Source organism: Ruegeria sp. BHSA163, from assembly GCF_059613365.1.
The window spans coordinates 1-13,595 of record NZ_JBXWSJ010000005.1; the positions used below are offsets into that span (position 1 = coordinate 1).

The following is a 13,595-nucleotide window of genomic DNA, read 5'->3' on the forward strand; positions in this document are numbered from 1 at the left end:
ACCTTGTCTATGAAATCTACAAACAGGATTTTGAATTATTCAAATATGATTTTGAGAACCCGAGCAATAAGATGCCGGTATCTGAGATTGATTTGGACGAGGTCCACGCCAAATTGGGCGATTGACTTTTTTGAAGTTCGAAAAACAGATTTTTGAGTTTGCTACGCGAAGGTCGTCTCCGCGCAGCGCACTAAAAGAAACTGAACTCTGATTTCGGTTTTCTACTCGTTGATAGAAAAAAATCAGGTTACTTCTTTCCCCCCGGCTTGTCATTGCCGCGGCCACCGCCAGACGACTTGCCGGTCTGCGATGGGTATCCTGCACCCTTTGGGTCGTTTTGAGGTGAACCTTTTCCCATTCCTATTCTCCTTATGAACAATTTTGATTTCCTCACTAATCTGTGAGTTTTTCTAACTTAGGAGCTGCACGAATATTTACAACCTAAACGGTAAAATGTGCAAAAAATACAACTTTGAACACCTCTTGCTTTCCATCTGACAAAGAGAACGCGATCAGTTAGACTTGACGCACAGCACCTTTCGCAGCGCTGGTCGTAAGCTTTGCATATGCTTTCAACGCAGTCGAAACCTTACGTTTGCGTGGCTCCGCAGGCCGCCATCCCAGTTCTTCCTGAGCTTCCCGGCGTTCTGCTAGCTCTTCGTCAGAAACGGCCAGATGAATAGTTCGATTGGGGATATCAATTTCGATCGTGTCGCCGTTGTTGACGAGTCCAATTTCGCCACCTTCTGCAGCCTCGGGCGATACATGCCCGATGGAAAGCCCCGAGGTGCCTCCCGAGAAACGCCCGTCGGTGAGCAACGCACAGACTTTACCCAAACCTTTGGATTTCAGGTATGAGGTCGGATAGAGCATCTCCTGCATTCCAGGCCCGCCACGCGGTCCTTCGTAACGGATGACGACCACGTCACCTTCCTTGACCTTGCCTGTTAAGATGTCATTGACCGCCTGATCCTGACTTTCGCAAACATAGGCCGTGCCTGTGAATTTCAAAATGTGTTTGTCGACGCCTGCTGTTTTAACGATACACCCTTCGCGGGCGATATTGCCGAAAAGGACTGCTAGACCGCCATCTTGGCTGAACGCGTGTTCTTTGGATCGGATTACTCCGTTCTCGCGGTCAACATCCAACTCCTTATAGCGGTTTGATTGGCTGAAAGCCTGTGTCGTGCGTACGCCTCCGGGTGCGGCTTTGAACAACTCCTGCGCCTTGGGGTTATTGGCAATCTTGATGTCCCAGTTGGCAATCGCTTCGCCCATCGTCGCAGAATGGACCGTGCTGCATTCTTCGTGAATCAATCCTGCTCGGCTGAGTTCTCCTAGGATTGAGAATATTCCGCCAGCACGGTGAACGTCTTCCATGTGAACGTTTTCAGTGTTCGGTGCGACCTTACACAGACAGGGTACTTTGCGGCTGAGATGGTCCATGTCGCTCATGGTGAAGTGGACTTCGCCCTCGTGCGCAATTGCCAATAGGTGCAGAACGGTATTCGTTGAACCACCCATGGCGATATCAAGGCTCATCGCATTTTCGAATGCTTTGAAAGTGGCGATCTCGCGGGGCAGAAACCCTTTCTCGTCAAGCTCATAATGCCGCTTGGTGATTTCAACGATCCGACGTCCGGCCTCAAGGAAGAGGTTCTTTCGGTCAGCATGTGTGGCAAGTGTCGAACCGTTGCCCGGTAGGGCCAGACCCAATGCTTCGGCCAGACAGTTCATCGAGTTGGCGGTAAACATTCCGGAGCATGAGCCGCAAGTAGGGCATGCGTTTTCCTCGATATGTTTCACCTCTTCATCGGTGTACTTATCATCCGCAGCGGCAACCATTGCATCGACGAGGTCAATCTTCTTGACGTCCAGATCGGCGATGTCGATCTTACCGGCTTCCATCGGACCACCCGAAACGAAGATCGCTGGAATGTTAAGTCGCATTGCTGCCATAAGCATGCCCGGAGTGATCTTGTCACAGTTCGAGATACAGACCATCGCGTCCGCGCAATGGGCATTGACCATGTATTCGACGCTGTCCGCGATAACTTCTCGAGAAGGCAGCGAATACAGCATTCCATCGTGACCCATCGCGATACCGTCATCGACAGCGATAGTGTTGAACTCTTTCGCGACCCCGCCAGCGGCTTCGACTTCGCGCGCAACCATCTGGCCCAGATCCTTCAGATGGACGTGACCCGGCACGAACTGGGTGAACGAATTCACGATGGCGATGATCGGTTTGCCGAAATCGTCGTCTCCCATACCAGTCGCACGCCATAGACCGCGCGCGCCGGCCATATTGCGGCCATGGGTAGAAGTTCTGGATCGGTACAATGGCATGATACTGTTTCCCTTTTGCCCTGCATGCGGTATCTGAGCTTGTATGTTATAGCGCACGTACCACATGTGCGTTATAACGCACAAGTGAAATCGCAAGGCGCTGAAATGGAATCGGATGAAATCACCCTTAAACTTAGGGATGTGCGAGCGGCGTCAGGTCTAAGCCTTTCGAAAGCAGCCGACCTGACCGGGGTCAGCAAGGCGATGCTTGGTCAGATCGAACGAGGTGAATCCAGCCCGACCATTGCCACCTTGTGGAAGATCGCAAAGGGATTTCAACTGCCACTGAGCGCGCTGATCGGAACAACAGCTTCTCGTGATCCGACAGATGACAGTGTGTTTCGCACAGTGACATTTCCAGGCAGCATCAAAGTTAAGATCGTTTTTCCTTTTGATCCTGAACTTGGCGCCGAAACCTTTCATGTCGCGCTTTCGCCCAACCAGTGTCACGAGTCACCGGCTCATGCCCTAGGAGTGACAGAAGAAGTGTTTGTGCTGGAAGGAATGCTTGAAGTTTTGCGCGACGGTGAATGGGTGCCACTGCATGCAGGTGAGGGCCTGCGGTTTCCTGCAGACCTGCCTCACGGATATCGAGCGGGCGAAGACGGCACCACATTTCTGAATATGCACCACTATGCCCAGCCAGCTGTGTTGGCTTCGGTTAGTTAACTCACGCAAAAAAACTGGCGGTAATTGTAATGGAAGCACTCCTTGAAGCGCTTACTCTGGCAGACGCGATCGGCTCAATCGGTGCGTTGGTCGTTGTTGCTGCGTATCTTGCAACCCAAGTTCGGCTATTGAATTCCGAGGACCTTATTTTCCCCGTAGTCAACCTTTTGGGGTCCGGGTTGATTGTTTATTCGCTGCTGTACAACTTCAACCTTGCGTCGATGCTTATCGAAGGGTTCTGGATCATCATCAGTTTGATTGGGATAATCCAGCATTTCAGGTTGCGTCAAAGGGCAGAATAGACGCTTCCAGCCTTGAACCCTTAACCTGCCGCGTATAGGGAAACTCTGCGCGTTAAGGGAGGCTTTGATGCAGGACGATCCGAAAACCCTCGTTTCTACGGAATGGCTTGCCACCCACATGAAAGACCCGGATCTTAGAATCCTGGACGGTTCGTGGTATCTGCCTCAACAGCAGAGGGACGCGAAAGCTGAATATGATGCAGGGCATATTCCCGGTGCGCGTTTTTTTGACATTGACGAAATTTCTGACCACCGTTCCGATCTGCCTCACATGGCGCCGCCGGTGGAAAAATTCATGTCTCGCTTGCGTGCAATGGGCGTGGGCGATGGACATCAAGTAGTGGTCTACGACGGGTTCGGGCTGATGTCTGCTGCGCGGGTTTGGTGGTTGTTCCGTCTGATGGGCCAAGAAAATATCGCAGTGTTGGATGGAGGTCTGCCCAAATGGCTGGCCGAGGGACATGAGGTTGAAGACTTGCCGCCGATCATTCGTGACCGACACATGACAGTGAGGGTTCAAAACCATCTTGTGCGCGACGTGACGCAGGTATCTGCTGCGGCGAAGTTGGACGATCACGAAATCATAGACGCGCGTTCCGCTGACAGGTTTGCCGGAACAGGGACAGAGCCGCGCGAAGGCTTGCGTTCTGGTCACATACCCGGTTCGCGCAACGTGCCCTTTGGAACCCTGCTGAACAAGGACGGCACAATGAAATCCCCGGACGAATGCCGGGCGGTATTCGAGGCTGCTGGCGTAGATCTTTCTAAACCGGCAATCACATCCTGCGGGTCGGGTGTAACCGCCGCGATCCTTAGCCTTGCGCTGGAACGCATGGGTAAGAAAGACCACTCTTTATATGACGGCTCGTGGGCCGAATGGGGCGCATTCCCGACCCTGCCCGTCGCAACCGGAGAGAAGTGATGTTCGAGAACCTCAAACCACAGCCTGCCGATAAGATTCTGGCGTTGATGCAAATGTACCGCGAGGACCCACGCGATCATAAGATCGACCTGGGTGTAGGTGTGTACAAGAACGCTGAGGGCATCACACCAGTCATGAGGGCTGTAAAGGCAGCCGAACGGCGAATTTTGGAAGAACAAGAGACAAAGGCCTATACCGGTCTCGCGGGTGATCCGGCCTATGCAGATGTGATGATCGATTTGATTTTGGGGTCCTCCGTTCCCCGTGGAAACATCGCTGCGGTCGCTACGCCTGGTGGGACCGGCGCTTGCCGCCAGGCGTTCGAAATGATCCGTATGGCCAACCCTTCTGCCCGCGTTTTCGTATCTGACCCGACTTGGCCAAACCACCTTTCGATTCTGAGCTATCTGGGAATTGAAGTTGTACCTTACCGCTATTTCGACGACGCAACACGTGGCGTGGACTTTGATGGTATGATCACAGACCTCAAGACTGCAAAAGCAGGCGACGTGGTTCTGCTACACGGTTGTTGTCACAATCCGACTGGAGCAAACCTGAACTTGGTGCAATGGCAGGAGGTTGTAAACGTCATCAATGACCTCGGCCTGGTTGCGATGATAGATATTGCGTATCAAGGGTTTGGCGATGGTCTGGAAGAGGACGCGCAAGCGACACGCCTGGTGGCCTCTTCGGTCAAGCGTTGCTTGATCGCTGCGTCCTGCTCGAAAAACTTCGGTATCTACCGCGAACGTACCGGTCTGTTAATGGCGGTCAGTGACGACCCAGCTCAGACAGCTTTGAATCAGGCGACATTGACGTTTTTGAATCGGCAGAATTATTCGTTCCCACCGGATCACGGTGCGCGTGTGGTAACAACGATACTGAATGATGAAGCCATGCGAGCAGACTGGTCCGCCGAGCTAGAAGACGTTCGCCTTTCCATGCTTGGTTTGCGTCAGCAACTTGCTGACGAACTGCAGCGCTTTAGCGGGTCTGATCGCTTTGGGTTCATCGCCCAGCATCGGGGCATGTTCTCACGTCTGGGGGCTGCGCCGGAACTGGTTGAGAAGCTCAGGAAAGATCACGGCATATATATGGTTGGTGACAGCCGTCTGAACATTGCTGGCCTTAACGCTGCGACAGTTCCGATTTTGGCCAAGGCAATAGTCGAAGTTGGAGTCTGAGCCTCAGTTCAGCGCCAATTCCAATGCCAATTCGCAATGGATTTGCGTTGTGTCGAACAAGGGACAAGGCACGTTGCTGGTGTTCAACAACATGCCCACTTCGGTGCAACCGAGGATTAGACAATCTGCTCCAGAATCGTGCAGACGTTGTGCAATACTTATGTAGATCTCTCGGCTATCGTTCGTAACGATGCCTTTGCACAGCTCATCGTAGATGATGCGGTGGGTTGTTTCCTGGTCCCGGGCATTAGGCAGAATGGGCGCTAACCCACCTGCGATCAGGCGATCAGTGTAGAAGTGTTGCTGCATGGTGAACGAAGTAGCCATCAAACCAGGAAATTTCAGACCCTCAGATTGTATGGCTCGAGCTGTCGCGTCGGCGATATGCAACAGGGGAATTGAGACACCTGTCATCATTTGCTCGGCCAACTTATGCATCGTATTGGTTGCAAGAATAAGAAAGTCAGCGCCACCTTGTTCCAGTGCTATAGCTTCGCGATTGAGGACTCGCCCCGCAACCTCCCAACCGCCACCTGCTTGCAAAGCTTCAATAACGGCGAAATCGAGGGATCGGATCAACAATTCAGGCGAGTGCAACCCGCCAAGGCGTTGTCGCGTTAGGTCGCAGAGGGTTTGGTAGTAGATTTGAGTCGAAGCGGCGGACATACCCCCGAGAATTCCAATTGTCTTCATGGTGCACTCGCTGAAACCTGCACAGTCTTCTTTGAAGACTGATAAAAGTGTTATCTCCGAGTCAACCGATCAGGCGCAAGGCAGGACCCAATAGAAAACCGGGCGCGAACGCCCGGCTTCGTTAGGCTATTGAATTACGGTTTAGCCTTTGGAGAATTCCGGATAGGCTTCCATACCAAGTTCAGCCATATCGAGACCGTTGATCTCATCTTCTTCACTGATTCGGATGCCCATTGTGGCTTTTAGGATGCTCCACAGGATCAGCGCTCCGACGAAGGTGAAGACACCGTAGGCAATGATGCCCATAAGCTGCGTTCCGAGGCTTGCGTCACCGTAAAAGATTACGGCGATGGTGCCCCAGATACCGGCAAACAGGTGAACCGGGATCGCACCCACAACGTCGTCCAACTGAAACTTGTCCAGCATCGGAATGGTGAGTACTACGATGATTCCGCCAACTGCGCCGATCCAAAGTGCTCCGAACAGGGTTGGGGCCAATGGTTCTGCGGTGATTGAAACCAGACCGGCCAGTGCGCCGTTCAGCACCATGGTAAGGTCAGGCTTTTTGTACATTACTTGCGACAGGATCAGGGCTGCAACTGCACCAGCTGCTGCGGCCATATTGGTGTTGGCAAAAATACGGGAGACGTCTGAGACATCGCCCACAGTACCCATGGCCAGCTGCGAACCGCCGTTAAAGCCGAACCAACCCAGCCACAAAATGAACGTGCCCAAAGTGGCTAGTGCGAGGTTGGAGCCAGGAATCGGGTGAACCTTGCCGTCCTTGTATTTGCCAATCCGTGGGCCGAGAACGATGACGCCTGCCAACGCGGCCCAGCCGCCTACCGAGTGCACGACTGTAGATCCTGCAAAGTCTGAGAAACCGGCTTCGGACAACCAGCCGCCACCCCACTGCCAGGATCCCGAAATCGGATACAGAACGCCAGTTAGAATGATGACAAAGACCAGGAAAGGCCAAAGCTTAATTCTTTCAGCGACGGCGCCAGAAACGATCGATGCAGTGGCAGCGACAAAGACCAACTGAAAGAAGAAATCTGATCCGATTGATGCATAATCCAGCGCTGCTGCATCCGGACCGACGCCAACGGGATCAAGTGTCGTCGTCGAAAAGAATGGGCCGAGCCAGCCGGAAATTGTCCAGCCGTCGCCGGGATACATCAGATTAAAGCCGATGAGCCAGTACATGATCGCTGCGAAAGAAAACAGCGCCACGTTTTTGATCATCTGCATGGCAACATTCTTAGAGCGTACCAGCCCGCCTTCGAGCATGGCAAAGCCTGCAGCCATAAAGAATACCAAAAAGCCGGCCATCAGGAACAGCAGAGTGGTAAAGATATAGCCAACATCCTCCATAGAAGATGGCGGATCATTGGCAAATGCGGCCGCGGGAAAAGCTATCAGCACGGCAGCTGTAGGTAGAATTCGGTTCAGTTTCATCTGTTCTCTGTCCTTTTACGGATTGGCGCGGCTTACAGCGCGTCCTCGTTGGTTTCCCCGGTCCGCACGCGCAGTGCCTGCTCGACATCGAGGACGAAAATCTTGCCGTCTCCGATCTTTCCGGTTTTTGCGGTGTTGGTGATTGTCTCGACAATCTGGTCAGCCATGGTTGCGGGCACCACGAGCTCCAGTTTGATCTTCGGGACGAAGTTCACGGCATATTCGGCACCGCGGTAAATTTCGGTGTGACCCGATTGCGAGCCGAAGCCCTTAATTTCGGTCACCATCATGCCGCGCACCCCCGCCTCGGTCAGTGCTTCTCGCACCTCCTCGAGCTTGAACGGCTTGATTGTCGCAATGATGAGTTTCACGTTTTTCCCCTCTGCTTCCGGAAGGACCGGTTTTTTTGCACCTGCAGAAAAAGAGCGTGACAACGCGCCCATAGGAACGATTTCGGGGAGTTAAGACCGAGGGATTCCATCAGAAGACGCACAATTTTTGCACAAATTGTAATATTTGATTAAAAATTAGGCGAATTAGGAAGAGAAAAATCCCGAAATTCTGACCTCTACATAGCTGCGTCACCAAGGTAAGGTGGCGCAAAAGCAATATCGGGCAGAGTTTGAGCATGACTGAGTCCAAACGCCGAAAGAAACCATTGGTTGCGGACAAAAGGTACCCATCGAAAGGGCGCAAACCCGCGTCGGCGAAGCGGTCTGCAAAGCCGGCGGGGAAAAAATCGACTGCGCGCAAAACCGCGACGCGCAAGACCGCTCGTAAGACAAAGCGGAAAGGTTCGGGTGGGAAAGGCGGTGGTATTTTTCGCCGACTGTTCCGCTGGATGCTACGTCTATTCTGGGGTTTGACTTGGCGAGTCGGCGCTATCGCTGCCTTGTTGCTGGCTCTCGCAGTAGGTGTGGTCTACTCGACACTTCCAGACGTCGATGAATTGTTCGACGGGCGTGCCAGAGGGTCGGTCACGCTGCTGGATCGCGACGGTAATGTCTTTGCATGGCGCGGGGACCAATTTGGTGGGGTGATTACAGCGGACACCGTCTCTCCGCATCTAAAAAATGCTGTGATCGCGACCGAGGATAAGCGCTTCTACCGCCATTTGGGCGTAAGCCCGCGCGGTATAGCCAGTGCGGTACGTATCAACCTGAGCGAAGGTCGAGGGCCACTGTCAGGACATGGCGGTTCAACCATCACGCAACAGACCGCCAAATTGTTGTGCCTTGGCGTACCATATACGCCCGAAGATTGGGAATCCGAAGCTGCGTATGAGGCTGATTGCCGGAGGGGATCTCTGTGGCGAAAGGCCAAAGAGGCAATTTACGCTATGGCCATGGAGGTAAAATATTCCAAAGACGAAATTCTGACCATTTATCTGAACCGCGCGTTTCTGGGCGCTGGCGCCCGCGGTTTCGAAGCTGCCAGCCAGCGATACTTTGGAAAATCGGCCGCCGAAGTGAGTCCTGCCGAAGCGGCGATGTTGGCGGGCCTTTTGGTTGCCCCCACGCGGTATGCACCAACAAACAGTTTGAAACGTTCGCAGGATCGGGCGCGACTTGTCGTCGGCCTGATGGAAGCTCAGGGCTATTTGACGTCCGCTCAGGCCAGCGAGGCCCGCAGCAGACCTGCGGAACTGTCCGAGGCAGCGGCGGCGCGCGCGGGCGGATATTTTGCTGATTGGGTCATGGCTAGTGGGCCCGAATTCTTTACGCGAAACACTACCGAAGATGTTGTGATCCGAACTACGTTGGATCAGCGCCTGCAACAGTCAGCCGAAGAAGCTTTGCAGTTCATTTTTCAGGAGAAGGTGCGCGACGGGTCAGAAGCCCAAGCCGCAATTGTCGTCATGTCCGCGGATGGCGCCGTACGTGCAATGGTTGGTGGCCGAAAGACAAGGGTTTCCGGAGCGTTCAACCGTGCTACTCAGGCGTTGCGTCAAACAGGGTCATCGTTCAAACCGTTTGTATATGCCACTGCCCTTGAGTTGGGATATTCCCCGTTGGATACAGTGGTGGACGAACCTTATTGCGTGAACATTCCCGGATCAGGTCAGTGGTGCCCAAAAAACTACACCAATAAGTTTTACGGCAGGGTGACTTTGGCGGATGCGCTGAAGAACTCGTTGAATATTCCAGCGGTGAAAGTCGCGGAGATATCGGGTCTCGAAAACGTCCGCACAGTCGCCAGTGAATTCGGCATTGCCAGCGATCTGGCGCAAGGGCCAGCGTTGGCGCTGGGCGCATCAGAAAGTACGCTGATCGAGATGACTGGAGCCTATGCGGGGATTCTGAACGGAGGTTCGGCGGTTGAACCCTATGGATTGACCGAATTGAAACTACTTGGCGACGAATCCCCCGTCATGGTTACAACAACGGGAATTGGCGAGCGGGTCATCAACGACAAGGCAGCAAAGCAACTGACGTGGATGATGGAGCGCGTTGTGTCTGAGGGTACCGGGCAACGCGCCAAACTACCGGGTTGGCAGGTCGCAGGAAAAACGGGAACGACACAGGCTGCACGGGATGCCTGGTTTATCGGGTTTACAGCAGATTACGTTGCGGGTGTTTGGATGGGCTACGACGACAACACGCCTCTGTCGGGCGTCACTGGTGGAGGTCTTCCTGCAGAGATTTGGAAAGAAACCATGTTGCGAGTCACCGAGGGGATGACACCCACTCCCTTGCCCATGATGGAACCTGACGCACCAGTGCGCACGGCGCAGCCTCAGCAACCGCGACGCAAAAAGCAGGGCGGCTTTGCGCAGGACATCAACAACCTGCTGAACAGTATTTTCGGTGGGAACTGACCTTCGCCAAAGGGTCAGGCGACATGCGAGGTGTCGCCTGAAGCCCGTCTCAGAGGCTTTCGTCCAGCGAGTTGACGATGGCATTGCCCATTTCGGTGGTCGAAACTGGCTGAACCCCCTCGTCGGCCAACAGATCGCCCGTGCGAACGCCGTCAGCAAGGACTTTTTCAACCGCAGCTTCCAGTCGGTCAGCCTCTGCGCCCTGATCAAAGCTGTATCGAAGCGCCATGGCAAAGCTCAGGATACATGCTATGGGGTTAGCTTTGCCTTCACCGGCGATATCCGGCGCTGACCCGTGAACCGGTTCATAAAGCGCTTTGGGCCGACCGTTCGCCATCGGAGCGCCAAGGCTGGCTGACGGTAGCATCCCTAATGACCCCGTCAGCATCGCGGCACAGTCAGAAAGGATGTCACCGAACAGGTTATCCGTCAGGATCACGTCGAACTGTTTTGGCGCGCGCACCAGCTGCATGGCGCCGTTATCGGCATACATATGAGTCAGCTCGACCTCGGGATAGTCGTTGGCCACGCGGTTCACGACCTCGCGCCACAAAATACCTGACTCCATGACGTTGGCTTTTTCCATCGAGCAAAGTTTTTTGTTCCGGCGCATTGCCAGTTCAAACGCAGATCGCGCGGCCCGCTCGATCTCGGACTCAGTGTAACGCTGAGTGTTGATGCCTACGCGCTCGTTACCTTCTTCGAATATACCGCGTGGCTCGCCAAAATAGACACCCGAAGTCAACTCGCGCACGATCATGATATCCAAGCCCGCGACCACGTCTTTTTTCAGCGACGAAAAGTCCGCCAACGCGTCAAAGCACTGTGCAGGGCGGAGGTTGGAATATAAGTCCATCTCTTTGCGCAGGCGAAGAAGGCCGCGCTCGGGTTTGACCGAAAAATCCAGGTCGTCATATTTAGGGCCGCCTACGGCACCAAGTAAGACCGCGTCTACTTCTTGTGCCTTGGCCATTGTTTCATCCGACAACGGCTTACCATGGACATCGTAGGCTGCGCCGCCGACTAAGTCCTCGCTGACGTCAAATTGCAGGCCGCGATTGGCGCCGAACCAATCAATGATCTTGCGCACTTCAGCCATAACTTCGGGGCCAATTCCGTCTCCGGGCAGGATGAGGAGCGAGGGGTTGGACATCGAGGGTCTCCTTGCGTTTCGTCGCAATGGCCCTAGCGCTTGAACGGCAATGGGTCAATGAGACCTTCAGGCCAATGCCAAGGAAAATCTAAGGTAACGTGGGTAAACTGGCCAAACCTACTGAACAGAAGCTTAGTCAATACTTAGATCAACCCAGACGAGCCGATGTCGGCTCGCGGTTCTCGCTGCCTTGCCTTGTCCCGCCCCGGGCCAGTAAACACCAGAGTCCGCTACAGTCCAATCCGCCGATGGCAGGACGTAATCGACGCGTCTTTCACCAATTCCTTCCCAGAAAACCGTAGTCGATGACCCTTGCTGATCGACCGGTTGAGGGTCCTGAATTCGCGGGTTAGACAGCAATTCTTGAATTGCTGTTTTGTGTCCGTCTCCGAGGTTTGGATCCAAATTGGCATCCCCCGCGATTACAAAGCGGTTTGTGGGTCCCGATCCAAATTCACCGTCCAACAAAAGGGACCAGAACCGAATTTCATCCCGGTTTCGCAAACCGTTGCGATCCTCTGGACCATCGAAAACCGGAGGCGTTGCATGGAAGGTCATTAGGGACAAAGGACCACCAGGCGTCAGGATCGGCACCACCCAATGCCCAGTTGAAGACAGCCTCTGAACCGTTTGCGCCTGGAGTGTGGGATATGGGGATCCATCGACATTGGGCAGGATCGCGTCCGGTAATTCCCGCCACAAAAGGTCTGAATAAGTTTTGGTTGCGGCTAAATCTATCGGATACCGTGACAACAAGGCTAACCCACCCTGACCGGTGAACCGACCCCACCCCTGTGCGTCGCGGGCCCCTTGGGTCAAGCCGTCGCCATCCAGATCAAAAGCTGTTTCAAGCCCGGAATTGGGTTGTTCAGAGAATTGATAAGGATAGTCCATTCCGACTTTGGCCAGCGCACCGGCCAGGTTCGAAAGGGCGAGTTCATCCAGATCCCAATCAATTCCTTGAAGGGCAATGATGTCGGGTCGTGTTTGCGACAATACCTCTACAACGGCCGTGACCTGCGGATTGTCCCGCTGAATGTCTCGCAACAATAATCCGGGTCCATCCCGACTTAGTTCAGTGTTATAGGTAGCAACCCGTAAAGTTTCTGCCTGCGCAGCAACTGGAAGCAGCAACAGAATAAGTGTACGGATCATGCAGTCTGAGTTGTCTCGGCGGTGGTGTAGGCGCGGCGCTTTTCAACGATCAACCCTGCAATACGCAGGGTTGCCATACCGCGCATGATCATGCTGGCAGGTAAAAATGCCCAGGCGCTGAGCGTCCAGATCAATGTCTGAGGGTTGTTAAGGGCAATTGGGTTGATGAATTCTGCCATCAATTTGATCAAGGCGGGGATCAGGAAAGGAAGCAAAATTCCTATTGAAATGTTCAGGCGTCCGTCCCGCTGCAATCGTGTAACAACGTCGCCTCCCTTGGTGGGGTCGAATAGTGGCAGATTTGTCCAGACATTGAATGCGCCATTGCCAGTTGGCCAACCGCGCAGTTTCACAGCATATGCGAAGCTGGCGATTGTTACCAATGCTGCGACATAGGCGACACCTGCCGAAATACGCACAAGCTCTACCAATGGTGCGGTCGCGTCAGATGGAAGCATCAGTACAACAAGACGTACCGGCGAGTAGGGGAAGTCAGCGACATCGGCGACCATTAGCCCGACCGAATAGAAAATACTGGTTACCGTGGTCGGAGTGTAGGCATTCTTGCAGATCAGCGTCAGGAACAACACCATCGTCATTAAGCCAACAAAACGTAGCCTGTTAATAGGCGGAGCATCGCGGAATTCGATTAGACTTGGAAACGCCGAATTATATTCCGAGAAAGTCAGGATAAACGCGAGAATCGCTAGAAAAACGATGATCTCGGTCCCGTTTTGTGTAGATGCAGGGAGGTACAACGCGGGAGTGAGCACCAGCAGTGCCACCAATAGCCCACGTATCGCCGCCCCCGTTGTGCGTGCAATCACTATCCGAACCCCTTCCAAACCGGATCAGTCGATTCTACGCCGACTTAATTCCAACTTGTGACCGC

The 13,595-nt window shown here is 53.8% G+C and carries 12 protein-coding genes; 5 read left to right on the forward strand and 7 right to left on the reverse strand.

The genetic code is table 11. From position 1 onward, the window contains the following. Positions 1 to 516: 516 nt before the first annotated feature. A complete protein-coding gene (ilvD, locus tag AC2FNV_RS03770; RefSeq protein ID WP_170607421.1) occupies positions 517 to 2,349 on the reverse strand; it encodes a dihydroxy-acid dehydratase in 1,833 nt (610 codons plus the stop codon). 105 nt (positions 2,350 to 2,454) lie between these two features. On the opposite strand from ilvD, the gene AC2FNV_RS03775 reads away from it, so the two are divergent. The 4 genes from AC2FNV_RS03775 (at position 2,455) to AC2FNV_RS03790 (ending at position 5,426) form a co-directional block, all read left to right on the forward strand. Then, the gene (locus AC2FNV_RS03775) at positions 2,455 to 3,018 is read left to right on the forward strand and encodes a helix-turn-helix domain-containing protein (protein ID WP_170475368.1); all 564 of its coding nucleotides are present in this window, start codon (positions 2,455 to 2,457) and stop codon (positions 3,016 to 3,018) included. 29 nt (positions 3,019 to 3,047) lie between these two features. Beyond that, positions 3,048 to 3,320: a CBU_0592 family membrane protein gene (locus AC2FNV_RS03780; protein WP_170607423.1), complete on the forward strand. Its 273-nt coding sequence runs from the start codon at positions 3,048 to 3,050 to the stop codon at positions 3,318 to 3,320. Positions 3,321 to 3,387: 67 nt separating this feature from the next. Further along, positions 3,388 to 4,242 (forward strand): 3-mercaptopyruvate sulfurtransferase, encoded by an 855-nt coding sequence (gene sseA / locus AC2FNV_RS03785; RefSeq protein ID WP_170607425.1) that lies wholly within the window; start codon positions 3,388 to 3,390, stop codon positions 4,240 to 4,242. Continuing rightward, the gene (locus tag AC2FNV_RS03790; RefSeq protein ID WP_170610989.1) at positions 4,242 to 5,426 is read left to right on the forward strand and encodes an amino acid aminotransferase; all 1,185 of its coding nucleotides are present in this window, start codon (positions 4,242 to 4,244) and stop codon (positions 5,424 to 5,426) included. Before sseA ends, AC2FNV_RS03790 begins: the two co-directional genes overlap by 1 nt. Positions 5,427 to 5,429: 3 nt before the next feature. Here the strand turns inward: AC2FNV_RS03790 and AC2FNV_RS03795 are convergent, their stop codons facing one another. The 3 genes from AC2FNV_RS03795 to AC2FNV_RS03805 all read right to left on the reverse strand — a co-directional run bounded on the left by AC2FNV_RS03795 (position 5,430) and on the right by AC2FNV_RS03805 (position 7,948). Continuing rightward, positions 5,430 to 6,119 carry an aspartate/glutamate racemase family protein gene (locus tag AC2FNV_RS03795; RefSeq protein WP_170607429.1) on the reverse strand — a complete coding sequence of 230 codons (690 nt, stop codon included), beginning with the start codon at positions 6,117 to 6,119 and terminating at the stop codon, positions 5,430 to 5,432. A gap of 141 nt (positions 6,120 to 6,260) precedes the next feature. Beyond that, entirely contained in the window at positions 6,261 to 7,577 is a 1,317-nt protein-coding gene (locus AC2FNV_RS03800) for an ammonium transporter (protein WP_170474263.1), read from the reverse strand. 32 nt (positions 7,578 to 7,609) lie between these two features. Then, positions 7,610 to 7,948, reverse strand: a complete 339-nt coding sequence (locus tag AC2FNV_RS03805; protein ID WP_170474266.1) for a P-II family nitrogen regulator — start codon at positions 7,946 to 7,948, stop codon at positions 7,610 to 7,612. 257 nt (positions 7,949 to 8,205) lie between these two features. Between AC2FNV_RS03805 and AC2FNV_RS03810 the strand changes: the two genes are divergently transcribed. Beyond that, entirely contained in the window at positions 8,206 to 10,395 is a 2,190-nt protein-coding gene (locus AC2FNV_RS03810; protein ID WP_170607431.1) for a transglycosylase domain-containing protein, read from the forward strand. Between the two features lie 49 nt (positions 10,396 to 10,444). On the opposite strand, the gene leuB is transcribed toward AC2FNV_RS03810, so the two are convergent. The 3 genes from leuB to AC2FNV_RS03825 form a co-directional block, all read right to left on the reverse strand. Next, the gene (gene leuB / locus AC2FNV_RS03815; protein WP_170607433.1) at positions 10,445 to 11,548 is read right to left on the reverse strand and encodes a 3-isopropylmalate dehydrogenase; all 1,104 of its coding nucleotides are present in this window, start codon (positions 11,546 to 11,548) and stop codon (positions 10,445 to 10,447) included. Between the two features lie 132 nt (positions 11,549 to 11,680). Further along, positions 11,681 to 12,703, reverse strand: coding sequence for an endonuclease/exonuclease/phosphatase family protein (locus AC2FNV_RS03820; protein ID WP_496772454.1), 1,023 nt, complete (start codon positions 12,701 to 12,703; stop codon positions 11,681 to 11,683). Beyond that, positions 12,700 to 13,530, reverse strand: a complete 831-nt coding sequence (locus AC2FNV_RS03825; RefSeq protein ID WP_170474277.1) for a hypothetical protein — start codon at positions 13,528 to 13,530, stop codon at positions 12,700 to 12,702. The genes AC2FNV_RS03820 and AC2FNV_RS03825 overlap by 4 nt, the downstream gene beginning before the upstream one ends. Positions 13,531 to 13,595: the final 65 nt, after the last annotated feature.